This is a genomic window from Gluconacetobacter diazotrophicus PA1 5 (assembly GCF_000021325.1).
In the GTDB taxonomy this organism is placed as follows: domain Bacteria; phylum Pseudomonadota; class Alphaproteobacteria; order Acetobacterales; family Acetobacteraceae; genus Gluconacetobacter; species Gluconacetobacter diazotrophicus.
Genome location: NC_011365.1, coordinates 3,388,588 through 3,403,781, shown reverse-complemented (window position 1 = coordinate 3,403,781; position 15,194 = coordinate 3,388,588). Strand labels below are relative to the sequence as shown.

Here is a 15,194-nt window from a genome sequence, read left to right as displayed (position 1 = left end):
TCTTTTTCCAGCAGACGTGGTTCCATGTCCTCACTTCTTGCCGTTTCCCTGGCGACCGCCGCCATCGTGGCCGTCGTGCTCCTGATCGGGCGCTATAAACTCAACCCCTTCATCGTGCTGCTGTGCGTGTCGCTGCTGCTGGCCCTGTGCGCCGGCATGCCGCCGCAGAAGGCCGTCACGTCGTTCGAGGCCGGCGCCGGCCACGTGCTGGGCCATATCGCCACCGTGATCGCGCTGGGGACGATGCTGGGCAAGATGCTGGCCGAATCCGGCGGCGCGGACCAGATCGCGCTGACGATCACCCGCGTCGCGGGCAAGGGCCGGATCAGTTGGGCCATGATGGTCATCGGCCTGCTGATCGGCCTGCCGGTGTTCTTCGAGGTCGGCTTCGTGCTGCTGATTCCGCTGGTCTTCACCCTGGCGCGGCGGACATCGACCCCCATGCTGCTGCTGGCGCTGCCGATGGGCGCCGCCCTGTCGGTCACCCACGCGATGATCCCGCCCCATCCGGCCACCCTGCTGGCGCTGTCGGCCTATCACGCCGATACCGGGCGGACGATCTTCTGGGGGGTCATCATCGGTACGCCGATCGCGGCCCTGGCCGGCCCGATCTATGCGAAATTCATCACGCCGCGCATCCAGATCGCCGGCCATGCCGGGCTGGAAGACCAGTTCGCGAGCAAGGACGTCCACGAGAACCTGCCGCCGTTCAGCATCACGGTGCTGACGATCCTCTCGCCGGTCCTGCTGATGCTGCTGGGTTCGGTCGCCGACCTGGTCTCGCAACCCGGCAGCACGGCGAACACCATCCTGCATTTCATCGGCAATACCGACATCGCCCTGCTGCTGGCGACGATCCTGTCCTTCTACGTGCTGGGCCTGGCCCGCGGCTTCTCGCGCGAGACGATCCTGCGCTTCACCAACGAATGCCTGGGGCCCACCGCGCTGATCATGCTGCTGGTGGGCGCGGGCGGCGGCTTCGGCCGCGAACTGGTCGATAGCGGGGTGTCGAAGGCCATCACAGACCTGGCGCTGGGGGCGCATGTGCCGCTGCTGGTGCTGGCCTGGCTGCTGGCGGTGGTGGTGCGCGTGGCCGCCGGGTCCGCCACCGTGGCCATGAGCACGGCGTCCGGCATCGTCGGGCCGATCCTGCTGCACAGCCACGGCACGTCGCCGGAACTGATGGTGCTGGTCACCGGGGCCGGATCGGTGGCGCTGGGGCCGATGAACGACGCCGGGTTCTGGCAGATCAAGGAATATCTGGGCCTGAGCGTAGGGCAGACGATCAAGACCTGGTCGGTCATCGAAACCCTGATCGCCGTCCTGGGGCTGGTGTTCTGCCTGCTGCTGTCGCTGGTGATCCACTGAGGGGGCGCCTGCCCCCTCGTAACCCCTGCCTGTTACCCCTGCCCTTCGGCGTAGGGGTTCTTGGTCCCGCGCAGCAGCAGCCGGATCGGCGTGCCGGGCAGGTCGAACGTCTCGCGCAGGCCGTTGACCAGGTAGCGCTGGTAATCCTCGGGCAGTTGCTCGGCCCGGGTGCCGAACAGGATGAAGGTCGGCGGCCGGGCCTTGGCCTGCGTCATGTAGCGCAGCTTCAGCCGCCGCCCGCTGACCAGCGGCGGGCTGTGCCGTTCCAGCATCGCCTCGAACCAGCGGTTCAGCGCCCCGGTCGGAACCCGCTTGTTCCAGGTCGCATGGGCCCGGCGCACCACAGGCAGCAGCTTGTTTACCCCGGCCCCGGTCAGCGCCGAGAACGAAACGACCGGAATGCCGCGCATCTGCGCCAGCGACGTCTCGATCCGGTCGGAGATCGCCTGCCGTGTCGCGATCCGGTCCTCGACCGCGTCCCACTTGTTCAGCGCCAGGACGCAGCACCGGCCCTCACGCTCGATCAGGCGGGCGATCTGCAGGTCCTGTTCATGCACGCCCAGGGTCGCGTCCAGCGTCAGGACCACCACCTCGGCCATCTTCAGCGCCTCGATGGTGGCGGAAACCGACATCTTCTCCAGCGATTCCTCGATCCGGGCCCGGCGGCGCAGCCCCGCCGTATCGACCAGTTGAATCGGCCCGTGCTCGTCATGCAGCAGCACCGTCACCGAATCGCGGGTCAGGCCCGGCTCGGGCCCGGTGATCATCCGCTCCTCGCCCAGCAGGCGGTTCAGCAGGGTCGATTTTCCGGCATTCGGCCGCCCGACGATGGCCAGGCGCAGCGGACCGACGGGACGGTCGTCTTCCTCAGCCTCGCCCGCTTCCGCGTCATCGTCTTCGAACGCCGCGTCCGCCATGCCCCCGGCGACAGGGACCGGAGCCTGCGGCGGCAGGCGGTCCGCGATCTCGCCCATCAGGTCCGACAGGCCTTCGCCATGTTCGGCGGAAATGGCCAGCGGCGTGCCCAGCCCCAGGGCGAAGGCCTCCATCGCCGCCGCCGCCCCCTGCCGTCCCTCAGCCTTGTTGGCGATCAGCAGCACGGGGCGCCCCTGGCGGCGCAGCCATGCCGCGAAATGCTCGTCGGCCGGGGTGATGCCCGCGCGGGTGTCGATGCAGAACAGGACCAGGTCCGCCTGCGCCACCGCCGATTCCGACGATGCCCGCATGCGGCCGTACAGCGTATCGGCCGCCGCTTCCTCCAGCCCCGCCGTATCGACCAGGCGCACCCGGCGGCCGCGCATCACGGTCTCGGCTTCCTTGCGGTCGCGGGTCACGCCGGGGGTATCGGCAACCAGCGCCTGCCGCCGCCCCACAAGGCGGTTGAACAGGGTCGATTTACCGACATTCGGACGACCGGCGATGACCACCACCGGCAGGTCGTCCCCGGTCGGAACGGAAGGAAGCTTGGCCAATTTTCAACGATATCCTTAGCTATAGGCAATCAGGTGACCGTCGTCGGTCACGATCAGCAGCCGTCCATCGACCACGATCGGCGCCACGGTGGCCACCCCCGGCAGCTTGCCGATGGACAGTAACGCGCCGGTCACCGGATCGATCGTCGCATATCCGGTCTCGGGCAGGGTGCTGACGCAGACCAGCTTGCCCCCCGCCAGGATCGGGCCGGTCCAGGTCACGCCATCCTTCTGCACGTCGACCCTGCGATAGCGGCGGAGCTGGGTGATCCAGCGCACGTGGCCGCTCAACCGGTCGATGCAGGCCAGTTGCTGGTCCAGCGACAGCACGTACAGCCAGTTGTCGACGACCAGCAGGCTGTCCTGCCCTGCGACGGCGCGTTCCCACAGGCGCCGCCCCGAGCGCACATCCAGCGCGACAAGGACCGAAGCGGCGCTGATGGCATAGACCGTGCCGTCCACCACCACCGGCATGCCCCGCACGCAGGAAAAATCGACCGTCGTTTCCTGGCCGTTGGTGCTGCCCAGCGTGTCGCTCCAGACCACCTCGCCGCTTTCCGCCCGCAGCGCGACCAGGTCGCCCGACCCGAACCCGGCCACCACCACATCCCCCACCACGGCGGGCGCGGGCTGGCCGAAGATGACGGTGTCCACCGCCGTCGAGGCATAGGTCCACAGCACGTTGCCCGTCGCGGCATCGACGGCGAACAGCCTTTCGTCGATCGTCCCGAAGAACAGGCGCCCGTCCGCGATCGTGGGCGCCGAGCGGCCCGGCGTTCCGGTGTCGATCCGCCATTTCACCCGGCCGGTCGCGACATCGACCGCCACGGTCTGCGCCACGCCGTCGACGATGTACAGCGTGTCGCCCGCGACGCTGAACCCGCCGCCCAGGTTGCTGGACTTCATCTTCTTCGGCTTGGGGACGAAGTGCCACGCTTCGCGCATGCGCGGCCATTCGAACGCCCGGATCACCCCCTGCGCGTCGCTGACGAAGATCCGGCCGCCGGCCACGATCGGCGTCGCCTGCAACACGCCACGCCCGGTATTGCCCAGCGCGGCGTACGACAGAAGCTCGGGTTCGGACACGCCGGCGCCGATGCTCTTCGTCCATTCGCGGCGCATCGCACCGCCCCAGGCCATGTTGATGCCCGCATGGCTGGGCACGCGACCCGGCTGCGGCCATTCCGCGACCGTCGTCTGGGGCGGCAGGACAATCGGCATGTGATCGTCGGGATCGACCATCAGACCCGCGCCGGTGCCCAGCACGTCGACGCGCTTGCCGGCCAGCAGCGGCTTTTCGTCATCATCGCATCCGGCCAGAACCGGCAACATCGCTCCACCAAGAAGCGCATGCCGGCGGGTCAGAACTTTGTTCATGTCAATCCTGCGCTGCAAAAGGAAGAAAGGCCCCGGACCGGCGCGGCCCCAACGGCGACGATTACGACGGGCTGGCATTCAGGGTCTGCAGCAGGCCGCCGGCCCGGCTGCGCAACCCGTCCGGGACATCGGCCTCGGCGCTGAGCTGCGCGAAGCGCCGGCGTGCGTCGGCGGTGCGTCCCTGCCGCAGGTCCAGCATCGCCTCGCACTCGATGGCCAGCGCCCGCCAGGGCTTGCCCACGCCGTCCAGCGTCGTCAGGCGGGACCGCAAGGTCGCCGGATCACCGTCGTCGATCTGGCGCTGGACCCACAGCAGGCTGGCCAGGGACCGCAATTGCGGGTCCGCCGCCCCGTCATCGGCCACCTGGGTCCACAGCGACAGCGCGCCGCGCGTATCGCCGCTCGACGCCAGCAGCGCCGCGCGCTCCAGCCGCGCCAGGGTCCGCAGGCCCGGTGGTGCCGTGTCCAGCGTGGCGAAGCGCTTCAGCGCGTCCTGCTGCTGCGGGGTCAGTCGCGCCGTCTCGCCCGGGACGATCTGGCTGCTGTCGGCCGCATGCAGCGCCGTGAAATAGGTCGCCGCCCAGGCACGGTCGGCCTGCCGGCCACGCCATGCGTGGTACTGCCATCCGCCGACGCCCGCGCCGGCCACCGCCACCACGGCCACCGCTGCCGCGACATAGCGCCGGGCCAGCGCGCGCAGGCGTTCCGCCCGCAAATCGTCGTCGACTTCCCTGAAGATGTCGTCAGCCACGTCTCAACCGCTCTCCGCATACGCAGGCAGACGGGTCACGCCCCGCCCAGCCAAAGGCCGGACCATAGCGGGGTCGGCGCACAGGGGCAACAAACCCCCGTGATCCGCCGTCAATGCTTGTGCGCGAAATGCGCGGCCCCGTCCCGCAATTCGGTGCTCAGGCGGGTGAAATTGCCGGCGATCCGCTGCTGCACCACCAGGCTGCCCTGATGGACCCTGTCCATCCGGGCCCGCGCCTCGGCGCTGATCGCGCCCTCTTCCCGGCCGGCGGCGCTGGCGACGCAGCCATTATAGAGCCGGGCCGCCTTCTCGTACGCCGTCACGGCATCCACGCTGGCGTTATAGTGCGCGGCGGTCGTGTAATCGACCACCGGGGGCCTGGGTTCCTGCCCGCAGGCGGCGGGGGCGGACCACGGGGCATCGGCGGCGCGGGCGGCCGCCACCATGCCCACGGACGTCATGCCCAGGGACGTCATCACACACAGGGACACGGCACAGGCCAGGAACAGGCCCGATACTGGAGCACGCAAGGGATGTCTTCCTTCTTCGATCCGCTTCTTCAGCGATCTTCAGATATATTCGAAGACCATGGCGAAATCAGGGTGCGAAATGCGCAAGCCTGCCGGCCGGCGCGCCCAGGATCGTATCCTCGCGCATGACGGCGTGGCCCCGCACGATCGTCGCCATCGGCCAGCCCGTCACCTCCATCCCGTCGAACGGCGTCCAGCCCGCCGGGGTGGCGATCCAGTCATTGGTGATACGGCGCCGCGCCTTCATGTCCACCAGGGTGAAATCGGCGTCATAGCCCATGGCGATCCGCCCCTTGGCCTGCAGGCCATAGACCCGCGCCGGCCCTGCCGCCATCAGGTCCACCATCCGGCCCAGCGACAGACGCCCGGCATTGACGTGGTCCAGCATGACGGGAACCAGCGTCTGCACCCCCGTCAGCCCCGCCGGGGTGGCGGGCCAGGGCCGCGCCTTCGCCGCCAGGGAATGGGGCGCGTGGTCCGACCCGATCGTGTCCACGGTGCCGTTGCGCACGGCCTCCCAACTGGCCTCGTAATGCCGGCGGTCGCGGATCGGCGGGTTCATGATCGCAAGCGGGCCCAGCGTCTCATAGCATTCGGGGGCGACCTGGGTCAGATGGTTCACCAGCACCTCGACGGTCGCGACGTCGCGATGCGCCGGCAGCCAGTCCAGTTCCTCGGCGGTCGAGGTATGCAGGATATGGACCGGCCGCCCCGCCCGCCGCGCCAGATCCACGATACGCCGCGTGCCCAGGAAGGCGCATTCCTCGTCCCGCCAGAAGGGATGGCTGTCGTAGGACATGCCCTCGGTCAGCAGCTTCTTGCGGTCCTGCAGGCGGTATTCGTCCTCGGAATGGAAGGCGACGCGGCGGTGGCCGTTCTCCAGCACCTGCCGGATGCCCTCGTCATCCTCGATCATCAGGTCGCCGGTCGACGATCCGGCAAAGACCTTGATGGCGCAGACCCCGTCGAAACACTCGTACTCGCCCAGGCGCGGCGTATTGCCGCGCGTGGCGCCGACATACAGCGCGAAATCCACCCAGCTTTCGCGCGACGCGTATTCCTGCTTCCAGCGCAGCATCTCGGCGTCGGTCACCGATGGCGCGGTGTTGGGCATGTCGAACACCGTCGTCACCCCGCCCAGGGCCGCCGCGCGCGTGCCGGTGGGAATGCTCTCGACCGCGGCGTCGCCCGGGTCGCGCAGATGCACGTGCGGGTCGATCAGCCCGGGCAGCACATGCAGGCCGGACGCGTCGATGACCGTATCGGCCTCGTCCGCCACACCCGCCGTCAGGCTGGCGATCCGGCCCGAGCGCACGCCGATGTCGGTACGGGCCTCGCCCCAGGGCAGAAGGCAGACGCCATTGCGGATGATCAGGTCGTAATGCATCGGTTCCTCGCAGCCTGTCGGTGCCTCCGACGTATCCCCACAACGGGCACACGGCAAGGTTCGCGTCCCCTCATCCCGTCGCCCCTCATCCCGTCGCCCCTGGCAGCAGCGACAGCAGCCGTGCCTCCAGCCGGGCGGACTGGACGGGCGCGCAGAACGACTCCCGCGCCGTCGCCGCCGCCGCGCCCGCCATCGCATCGCGGGTCCGGGGGACCAGCATCGCCTGCATCGCATCCGCCAGCGCCATCGGATCGCCGGCCGGCACCACGATCCCGGCCCCCGCATGCCCCACCGCGCCCTCCAGCCCCGACTGGCTGGAGGCGACGACCGGCACGCCGCGCGCCATGGCCTCCACCGCGACGCTGGGCAGGCCCTCGCGGTCGCCGCCGGGCGGCACCACGCTGGGCACCAGCAGCGCGATCGCCCGGTCCATCTCCGCCGCCAGGTCCGCCGCCCCCAGCCAGCCGGCGAAGCGCAGGTTGGCCAGGCCCGCCGCACGGTCGCGCATCGCCGGCAGCAGCGGCCCGTCCCCCGCCAGAACGACCGGGGGCGTCACCCCGCGCCCGGCCAGAATCCGCACCGCGTCGATCAGCACCGGCACCCCCTTCTTGTCCACGAAGCGCCCGGCGAAGACGAAGCGGTCGGCGGGGCCGGCGGCCAGGGGGGCGGGCTCCGCCCCGATGGGAATCACCTCCAGCAGTCGGGCCGGCACCCCGCGTTCCAGCAACCGGTCGCGCACGCCCTCGGACACGCAGACGAACAGCGCGGCATGGGATTGCAGCGCCTGCCAGCGCCGCTGGAACACCGATGGCGGAAAGCCGCCCGCGTAATGCCGGTCCTTGAACGCGTCGCCGCCATGGAACGTCACCACCAGCGGCACGCCCAGTGCCCGGGCGATCGACAGGGCCAGCGCGCCCCCGCGCCCGAACTGGGCATGCACCAGCACGGGCGCCAGGTCCGCGACCTCGCGCGCCGCGCCCCAGCCGAACTGCCGGAACGCCATCTGGCGCAGCGGCCGCAGGGGCCCGCTGCCGCCGAGGAAACGCACATCACCCGGCAAGTCGGGCGCGGGGGCATCGCGCCGGCACCCGACCCAGCAGGGCCGGAGAGTGCGAAACCCCATATATTGCCGCCGCATGAAGGCCTGTTCCGAGGGCGGCAGCAGCCGATCGCGATAGACGAGGACGGTCTTCACGCGACCACGGACATTGCGTCGCCCGGGGCGTCGCCCGGGATATCGCCCGCCGCCGGCCCAGCCGCGTCCAGCAGGTCGATCGCGGCCCGCAGCACCGTTGCGACCTCCAGCCCCGCGATGGGCGCGTGGCCCTCCGGTCCCGGCGCCGCGATGCCCCGGGCACAGCGGCCGGCCGGCCCGTATTCGGTCATCCGGCTGGGCCCGAACAGCCCCAGCGTCGGCGTGCCGGCCGCCGCCGACAGATGCATCAGGCCCGAATCGTTGCCGACGAACCCCTGGCAGCGCGCCAGCAGCGCCGCCACCTGGGGCAGCGCATGATCCCCCCCGGCATCGACGGCATCCGGCAGGGCGGCCAGCACCGGGGCCGCCATCCGGCGCTCGGCCTCGCCGGGGCCGTACAGGACGACCGGGCGCAGCGGGCCATGCCCGGCCTGCACCGCATGGGCCTGCAAGGCCTGGGCCAGCGCGACGAAGCGGTCCGCCGGCCAGATCTTCCCCACCCAGTTGGCGGTCGGCGCCAGGGCCAGCCAGCGCGTGCCGTCGGGCAGGATCGCCCGCGCCCGCTCGCGGTCCGCCGGCGCGGTCCACACCACCGGCAGGGGCGGCGGCGACAGGCCCAGCAGCGCGCCCAGATGGGCCACCCGCGCGCCCTGCCGCCGCCCGCCCCGCATGATCAGCCGCCGCCGGGCGGACAGGAACAGTGTGATCGCCGAACCGCGCAAATCCACGCACAGATCCCATCGGGTCCCGACGCAGTCGCGCCACAGCGACAGCCAGTGCAGGTCATGGCGCCGCTTGGTCACGACGATCGTCCGCTCGCGCCCGGGCATGGCATCGAACAGCGAGGCCGCCACCGGCCCACAGGCAATGGTGACGCGCGCGCCCGGATGACGCGCCAGCAGGACATCCAGCAACCCGGTGGACAGGACCGCGTCCCCCAGCCGGGTGGAGGTGATGAACAGAATCCGCATATCCCGCGACACTAGCCCATTGCCCGGGCGGGTGAAATCGGTCCATGGGGCCGGCGCATGCCCGATATATGGTCCCCGGAGGGATTCTCCCGTGGCTTTCCCCTTGTCGCCGGGGGCGCATGCGACCAACATCCATACCGCCATGACACATTTCGCCTTTCTGCCGGACCGTGCCGTGCTGGCCATCTCCGGCGCCGACCGGGTGTCCTTCCTCCAGGGCCTGGTATCGAACGACGTTGCCGCCGTCGCACCCGGCCAGGCGGTCTGGACCGCGTTCCTGACGCCGCAGGGGAAATGGCAGGCCGATTTCTTCCTGTTCGCCGAAGCGGACGGCGAACGCCTGCTGCTGGATTGCGAGGCCGCGCAGGCCGACATGCTGCGCCAGCGCCTGGCGCGCTACCGCCTGCGCTCCGACGTGTCGATCGACCCGACCGGCTTTGCCGTCCATGCCGCGTGGGGCGCGGTGCCGCCCATGCTGGATTCGGCCATCGGCGCCCCCGATCCGCGCCTGGCCGAGGCCGGCTGGCGCCTGATCCTGCCCCGCCCCACCCCCGACGCGGCCGACCACGCGGCCTATGACGCCCATCGGCTGGCGCTGGGCCTGCCGGACGGATCGCGCGACTGCGAGGAAGGCAAGACCCTGCTTCTGGAAGCGAATTTCGAGGCCCTGAACGGCATCTCCTGGACCAAGGGCTGCTATATGGGCCAGGAACTGACGGCCCGCACCCGGTATCGCGGCCTGGTCAGGCGCAAGCTGCTGCCCGTGTCCGGCGCGGCCCTGCCGCCGCCCGGCACCCCGCTGATGCATGGCGAGAAGGAGGCCGGAATCATGGCCTCGTCCCGCGACGGGCGGGGGCTGGCGATGCTGCGACTGGACCATCGCAGCGCCGAGCTGACGGCCGAGGGCCATTCGGTCCAGGTCCACATTCCTTCCTGGCTGACGCTCAAGACCGAAGCCGAAGGCTGACCCGGCGTGGCCGGCGACACGCCGAACGACCGCCCAAGGATGACCATGACCTACCTTCCCCCCGACGACGCCACACGGGCCCGCCTGCTCGACCAGGTCCATTTCGACGATGCCGGGCTGATCGCCGCCGTGGCGCAGCAGCACGACACGGGCGAGGTGCTGATGCTGGCCTGGATGAACCGCGCGGCGCTGGACGAGACGCTGCGCACCGGCCGGGTCTGCTATTATTCGCGCAGCCGCGGCGCGCTGTGGCGCAAGGGCGAGACCTCGGGCCAGGTGCAGACCCTGGTCGATGCCCGCCTGGATTGCGACCGCGATGCCGTCCTGCTGCTGGTCGAACAGAGCGGGGTGGCCTGTCACACCGGGCGGCGGAGCTGCTTCTACAACGCCATGCGCCCCCTGGGCCTGATCGAGATCAGCGCGCCCCTGGTGTCGGCCGACGCCCTCTACGGCAAGAACTAGGACCAACACCCGTCATGCCTGCTTCCGAAAAGCCGCCCGTCGGCAAACTGGTCTTCCTCACCCTGCTTATCCTGATGACGATCGGGATGGGCATCTCCCTCCTGCACTCCGAATTCACCTCCATCCGCTCCGCCGGCGGTCCTCCGGTTCCGGCCCCGCAATCGGCGCAGCCGCACGGCTAGGGGCTGTTCCGCGCGCCTTCGAAGGGGAACGCTTCGGAAGCGCAGGCGTCTTTCAGGTCATCGGCCCGCTGCGGCGGCCCGGATACGGGAAGAGAAAGAATAGCGACGATGACGGATACGAAGCGGTTTGACGGAAAGGTCACCCTGGTGACCGGCGCGGCGGGGAATATCGGTCTGGCCACGGCGGAACGCCTGGCCGCGTCCGGTTCGGCCATTGCGCTGCTGGACCTTGGCGGCGCCAAACTGGACGATGCGGTCGCCAAGGTTGCGCGCGCCGGCGTCACGGCGCGCGGCTATGCCTGCGACGTGACGGACGCCGCACAGGTTCAGGAGATCGTGGACAGGGTGGTCGCTGATTTCGGCCGGATCGACTTCCTGTTCAACAACGCGGGCTACCAGGGGGCTTTCGCACCGGTCCACGCGTATCCGACGGAGGATTTCTCCCGGGTCATGACCATCAATGTGTGCGGGGCGTTTCACGTCCTGCAGGCAGTGGCCCGGCACATGGTCGGCCGGAATTTCGGGCGGATCGTGAACACGGCGAGCATGGCCGGCGTCGGGGGGCCACCGAACATGGCGGGCTATGCCGCGTCGAAATTCGCGATCGTCGGACTGACCCAGACGGCGTCCAAGGACCTGGCGCCCTACAATATCCGCGTGAACGCGATCAGCCCGGCCTTCATGGGCCCCGGCTTCATGTGGGACCGGCAGGTCGAGCTTCAGGCGAAGGCCGGAAGCCAGTATTTTTCCAGCGACCCGAAGGTGGTGGCGGAACAGATGATCAATTCGGTCCCGATGCGCCGGTACGGCGACATCACGGAAATTCCCGGGGTCGTGGAATTCCTGCTGGGCGATGATTCCAGCTACATGACGGGCGTGAACCTGCCGATCGCAGGCGGCATTCTTTAACGTTTCCCGCCGTCCAGCACCGCCATCAGTTCGGCCGCCGCCGCGTCGTCCGGGTCGCCCTGCGGGGCGGCCAGGGCGGCCGCCACGGCGCGGAAGCCGGCCCGTTGCAGGGCGGCGCTGCGTTCGTCGGTCAGCAGGCGCAGCACGGTGGCGGCCAGCAGGTCGGGGCGGCAGCGATCCTGCAGCAGTTCCGGCACCAGCCGGTGCCCGGCCAGCAGGTTGACCATGGCGACATAAGGCACGCGGATCAGCCGCCGCGCCATCGCCGCCGTCAGCGGATTGACGCGATAGGTCACGGCCATCGGCACGCCGGCCAGCGCCAGTTCCAGGGTTGAGGTGCCCGACTTGGTCAGCGCCGCGCCGGCGGCGGCGAAGGCATCATGCTTCTCGTCCAGGTCGGTCACGATGATCGGCTTCATGGGCCAGTCGGCCACGCCGCGCCGCACGGTCTCGGCCACCACGGCCGAGACCGGCACCACCGGCACGATTCCGGGGCAGGTCGCGGCCAGGATGCGCAGCGTCCGCCCCAGCACCGGCAGCAGGCGCGGGGCCTCGGACCGGCGGCTGCCGGGCATCAGGATCAGGATCGGCGTGCCGGGCGCAATGCCATGCCGGGCGCGAAACGCCGCGCCGTCGCCCCGCCCCGCCCCGGATTGCAGGACCGGATGGCCGACGAACCGGGCCTCCAGCCCGTGACGGCCGAAGAAGGCGGGTTCGAACGGCAGCAGGCACAGCAGGCGGTCCCACAGGCCGGGAAATTCGCGCACCCGATGCTCGCGCCACGCCCAGACCTGCGGCGCGACATAATGAACCCGGGGAATCCCCTCGCCCTCGATCCGGCGCAGCAGCCGCAGCGTGAAGCCGGGACTGTCGATCGTCACCACCAGGTCGGGCCGGGTCTGGCGAATATGCTCCACCGCCTGGTCCAGCCGGCGGGACAGATGCCGGATGCGCGGCAGCACCTCGACCAGGCCCATCACCGCCAAGTCGCGCAGCGGGAACAGGCTGCGCAGGCCGGCTTCCTCCATCCGCGCGCCGCCGACACCGGCGAAGCGCAGGGTCGGATCGCGGCGGCGCAGCGCCGCCATCAGGCGCGCGCCCAGCACATCGCCGCTGGCCTCGCCCGCCAGAAGCCAGACCGTCCGCCCGGCCGCAGCGTTCATCCCCGCAGCGTGGCGCCGCAGGCCCGCGTCACGGCGGCCACGACCTTGTCCGACACCGCATCGATCTCGGCATCGGTCAGGCTGCGCGCGACGGGTTGCAGCGTCACCTCGACGCCCAGGGATTTATGGCCCTCGGGCACCTTGTCGCCCTCGTACACGTCGAACAGGCGCACGGCGGAAATCAGCGTCCGCTCCGCCCCGCGCGCCGCGCGCAGCACGGATTCGGCCGCCACGTCCCGCGCGACGAGGAAGGCGAAGTCGCGATGCACCGGCTGGAACGGCGACAGCTCGGGCGGCGACCGGCGCCGGCGCTTGGGCTCGGCGATCGCATCCAGGAACAGTTCGAACCCGACCACCGGCTGGTCCAGGCCGCGCCCGGCCAGCAGTGCGGGATGCAACTGGCCGAACCAGCCCAGGACGATGCGCGGCCCCTGCCGGATGACGCCCGACCGGCCCGGGTGATAATGGCCCGGCGCGTCGGCCGTCACACTCACGCCCTCGACCGGCGCCCCCAGGGCCGCCAGCACCGCCATGGCATCGGCCTTGACGTCCCACAGGCTGACCGGATCGGCGCCGCCGCCCGGCACGCGCGGGGCATGGCCGCTGCGCAGGCCGGCGGCGATCAGCGTCTGCCCGTCGGCGGAAAAGCCTGGCCCCACCTCGAACAGGCCCAGGTCGGGATAGCCGCGCACGCTGTTCCGCTCGACGGCGGACAGCAGGTTGACCATCGGCGTGGGGCGCATCTGGTCCAGGTCTGCGGCGATCGGGTTCAGCAGGCGCAGGCTTTCCGGCACCGCGCCGAACTGCGCGCTGGCCCCGTGGGCGGCGAAGGAATAGCCCACGGTTTCCAGCATGCCGCGCGCGGCCAGCACCCGCCGCGCGGTGGCCGCGCGCACCTGGCGCGGGACCAGCGCCGGCAGCGGCACCGCGGAAAGCGCCGGCAGCGACACGGGCGGGATCGAATCCAGCCCGCGCAGACGCAGGATCTCCTCGATCAGGTCGCATTCGGAATCGACGGCGATGGCGCCCTCGGCCGCGATCCGCGCCCGTTCGGGCGACAGGTCCGGCCCCTGGTCCAGGACCATGGGCATGGCGACGTCGTTGCGCCAGGACGGCACATCCACCACCACGCCGTCTTCATCCCGCATCCGCACCGCGAAGCCCAGGGCCTCCAGCGACGCCACCACCGCATCGGGGGGCACGTCCACGCCCCCCAGCCCGGCGATGCGGGCGAAGCGCAGCCGGGCCTCGCGCTGCCAGGCCGGCGGCGTACCGGCCGAGACGACCTCGCTCGCCTCGCCGCCGCACAGATCGACGATCATGCGCGTGGCGGCTTCCAGCGCCGCGACCGGCAGCGCCTGGTCCACCCCGCGCTCGAACCGGTGGCGCGCGTCGGAATGCAGGCCCAGCCGGCGGCCGCTGAGCGCGATGCGCACCGGGTCGAACAGCGCGCATTCGACGAAGACGGTGGTCGTCGCCTCGGTCACGCCGGTCCCCTCGCCGCCCATGATGCCGGCCAGGGACTGCACCCCGGCGGCATCGGCGATCACGCAATCCTCGGGCGACACCACGACGTCGCGTCCGTCCAGCGCGCGGAAGGTCTCGCCCGCGCCGCGGCAGATCGTCAGCCGGTCGCCGGTCACGCGATCCACGTCGAACACATGCAGCGGACGGCCCAGGTCGAAGGCGAAGAAATTGGTGATGTCCACCAGGGCCGAGATCGGACGCAGGCCGATCGCCCGCAGCCGGTTCTGCAGCCATTCGGGGCTGGGGCCGTTGCGCACGCCGCGAATGGCGCGCCCCAGCACCCAGGGACAGGCCTCGGGAAAGTCGTTGGCCCACGCCAGGGGGGAGTCGAACGTGCCCTCGACCGTCTCGGCCAGCCAGGGACGCAGATGCCCGATGCCGGCCGCCGCCAGGTCGCGGGCGATCCCGCGCACCGCCAGCGCGTCGCCCCGGTTCGGGGTCACGGCGATTTCGATCACCGGGTCGTCCAGTCCGGCGAAATCGGCATAGGACTGGCCGGGCGCGGTGCCGTCGGGCAGTTCGGCGATGCCGTCATGCGCCTCGCCCAGCCCCAGTTCGCGCAGCGAGCACAGCATGCCGCCGCTGGTCTCGCCCCGGATCGCGCCGGCCTTGATGGTGATGTCCAGGCCGGGGATGTACGTGCCCGGCGGGGCGAAGATGACCGACAGGCCGGTGCGGGCATTGGGCGCGCCGCAGACCACCTGCACCGGGTCGAACCCCGGCCCCGCATCGACGCGGCAGACGCGCAGGCGGTCGGCATTGGGGTGCTGCACCGCCTCGACGATGCGGGCGGTGCGGAAGGGCGCCAGCGCCGCCCCCGGGTCCTCGACGCCCTCGACCTCCAGCCCGATCGTGTTCAGCTTGGCGCAGATCTCGTCGGTCGTGGCGGTGGTGTCCAGATGGTCGCGCAGCCAGGACAGGGTGAACTTCATC

At 70.7% G+C, this 15,194-nt stretch carries 14 protein-coding genes; 5 read left to right on the top strand and 9 right to left on the bottom strand.

What is annotated here, in order from left to right:
- Positions 1–24: 24 nt before the first annotated feature.
- A complete protein-coding gene (locus tag GDIA_RS15570) occupies positions 25–1,368 on the top strand; it encodes a GntT/GntP/DsdX family permease (RefSeq protein ID WP_012227714.1) in 1,344 nt (447 codons plus the stop codon).
- A 32-nt stretch (positions 1,369–1,400) separates the two neighbouring features.
- Here the strand turns inward: GDIA_RS15570 and der are convergent, their stop codons facing one another.
- The 7 genes from der to GDIA_RS15535 form a co-directional block, all read right to left on the bottom strand.
- Positions 1,401–2,840, bottom strand: coding sequence for a ribosome biogenesis GTPase Der (der, locus tag GDIA_RS15565; RefSeq protein WP_012554757.1), 1,440 nt, complete (start codon positions 2,838–2,840; stop codon positions 1,401–1,403).
- A gap of 15 nt (positions 2,841–2,855) precedes the next feature.
- Complete coding sequence (locus tag GDIA_RS15560; RefSeq protein WP_012554756.1) at positions 2,856–4,217, bottom strand: PQQ-binding-like beta-propeller repeat protein; 1,362 nt, start codon at positions 4,215–4,217, stop codon at positions 2,856–2,858.
- 61 nt (positions 4,218–4,278) lie between these two features.
- On the bottom strand, positions 4,279–4,968 hold the full coding sequence (locus GDIA_RS15555) for a tetratricopeptide repeat protein (RefSeq protein WP_012227729.1): 690 nt from the start codon (positions 4,966–4,968) through the stop codon (positions 4,279–4,281).
- 110 nt (positions 4,969–5,078) lie between these two features.
- A complete protein-coding gene (locus GDIA_RS15550; RefSeq protein ID WP_012227731.1) occupies positions 5,079–5,498 on the bottom strand; it encodes a hypothetical protein in 420 nt (139 codons plus the stop codon).
- Positions 5,499–5,565: 67 nt separating this feature from the next.
- Positions 5,566–6,885 carry a dihydroorotase gene (locus GDIA_RS15545; RefSeq protein ID WP_012554755.1) on the bottom strand — a complete coding sequence of 440 codons (1,320 nt, stop codon included), beginning with the start codon at positions 6,883–6,885 and terminating at the stop codon, positions 5,566–5,568.
- An 85-nt stretch (positions 6,886–6,970) separates the two neighbouring features.
- On the bottom strand, positions 6,971–8,080 hold the full coding sequence (locus GDIA_RS15540) for a glycosyltransferase (protein WP_012554754.1): 1,110 nt from the start codon (positions 8,078–8,080) through the stop codon (positions 6,971–6,973).
- Positions 8,077–9,051: a glycosyltransferase family 9 protein gene (locus GDIA_RS15535; protein WP_012554753.1), complete on the bottom strand. Its 975-nt coding sequence runs from the start codon at positions 9,049–9,051 to the stop codon at positions 8,077–8,079. The genes GDIA_RS15540 and GDIA_RS15535 overlap by 4 nt, the downstream gene beginning before the upstream one ends.
- A 142-nt stretch (positions 9,052–9,193) precedes the next feature.
- Between GDIA_RS15535 and ygfZ the strand changes: the two genes are divergently transcribed.
- From ygfZ to GDIA_RS15520, 4 genes are all read left to right on the top strand, one after another.
- Positions 9,194–10,018, top strand: a complete 825-nt coding sequence (gene ygfZ / locus GDIA_RS15530) for a CAF17-like 4Fe-4S cluster assembly/insertion protein YgfZ (protein WP_049763043.1) — start codon at positions 9,194–9,196, stop codon at positions 10,016–10,018.
- Between the two features lie 45 nt (positions 10,019–10,063).
- Positions 10,064–10,480 carry a phosphoribosyl-AMP cyclohydrolase gene (gene hisI, locus GDIA_RS15525; protein WP_012554752.1) on the top strand — a complete coding sequence of 139 codons (417 nt, stop codon included), beginning with the start codon at positions 10,064–10,066 and terminating at the stop codon, positions 10,478–10,480.
- Positions 10,481–10,494: 14 nt separating this feature from the next.
- Positions 10,495–10,662 (top strand): hypothetical protein, encoded by a 168-nt coding sequence (locus GDIA_RS19485; protein WP_012227743.1) that lies wholly within the window; start codon positions 10,495–10,497, stop codon positions 10,660–10,662.
- 108 nt (positions 10,663–10,770) lie between these two features.
- Positions 10,771–11,571 carry an SDR family NAD(P)-dependent oxidoreductase gene (locus GDIA_RS15520; RefSeq protein WP_012227744.1) on the top strand — a complete coding sequence of 267 codons (801 nt, stop codon included), beginning with the start codon at positions 10,771–10,773 and terminating at the stop codon, positions 11,569–11,571.
- Here GDIA_RS15520 and lpxB read toward each other — a convergent pair.
- Positions 11,568–12,734 (bottom strand): lipid-A-disaccharide synthase, encoded by a 1,167-nt coding sequence (gene lpxB / locus GDIA_RS15515; RefSeq protein ID WP_012227746.1) that lies wholly within the window; start codon positions 12,732–12,734, stop codon positions 11,568–11,570. The two genes, GDIA_RS15520 and lpxB, sit on opposite strands and share 4 nt — an antisense overlap.
- Entirely contained in the window at positions 12,731–15,193 is a 2,463-nt protein-coding gene (gene pheT / locus GDIA_RS15510) for a phenylalanine--tRNA ligase subunit beta (protein ID WP_012554751.1), read from the bottom strand. The genes lpxB and pheT overlap by 4 nt, the downstream gene beginning before the upstream one ends.
- Between the last annotated feature and the right edge of the window lies 1 nt (position 15,194).

Coding starts and splice junctions, on each gene's coding strand:
- GDIA_RS15570 (WP_012227714.1), top strand. CDS start 25: ATGTCCTCACTTCTTGCCGTTTCCCTGGCGACCGCCGCCATCGTGGCC.
- GDIA_RS15560 (WP_012554756.1), bottom strand. CDS start 4,217: ATGAACAAAGTTCTGACCCGCCGGCATGCGCTTCTTGGTGGAGCGATG.
- GDIA_RS15545 (WP_012554755.1), bottom strand. CDS start 6,885: ATGCATTACGACCTGATCATCCGCAATGGCGTCTGCCTTCTGCCCTGG.
- GDIA_RS15535 (WP_012554753.1), bottom strand. CDS start 9,051: ATGCGGATTCTGTTCATCACCTCCACCCGGCTGGGGGACGCGGTCCTG.
- ygfZ (WP_049763043.1), top strand. CDS start 9,194: ATGACACATTTCGCCTTTCTGCCGGACCGTGCCGTGCTGGCCATCTCC.
- hisI (WP_012554752.1), top strand. CDS start 10,064: ATGACCTACCTTCCCCCCGACGACGCCACACGGGCCCGCCTGCTCGAC.
- GDIA_RS19485 (WP_012227743.1), top strand. CDS start 10,495: ATGCCTGCTTCCGAAAAGCCGCCCGTCGGCAAACTGGTCTTCCTCACC.
- GDIA_RS15520 (WP_012227744.1), top strand. CDS start 10,771: ATGACGGATACGAAGCGGTTTGACGGAAAGGTCACCCTGGTGACCGGC.
- lpxB (WP_012227746.1), bottom strand. CDS start 12,734: ATGAACGCTGCGGCCGGGCGGACGGTCTGGCTTCTGGCGGGCGAGGCC.
- pheT (WP_012554751.1), bottom strand. CDS start 15,193: ATGAAGTTCACCCTGTCCTGGCTGCGCGACCATCTGGACACCACCGCC.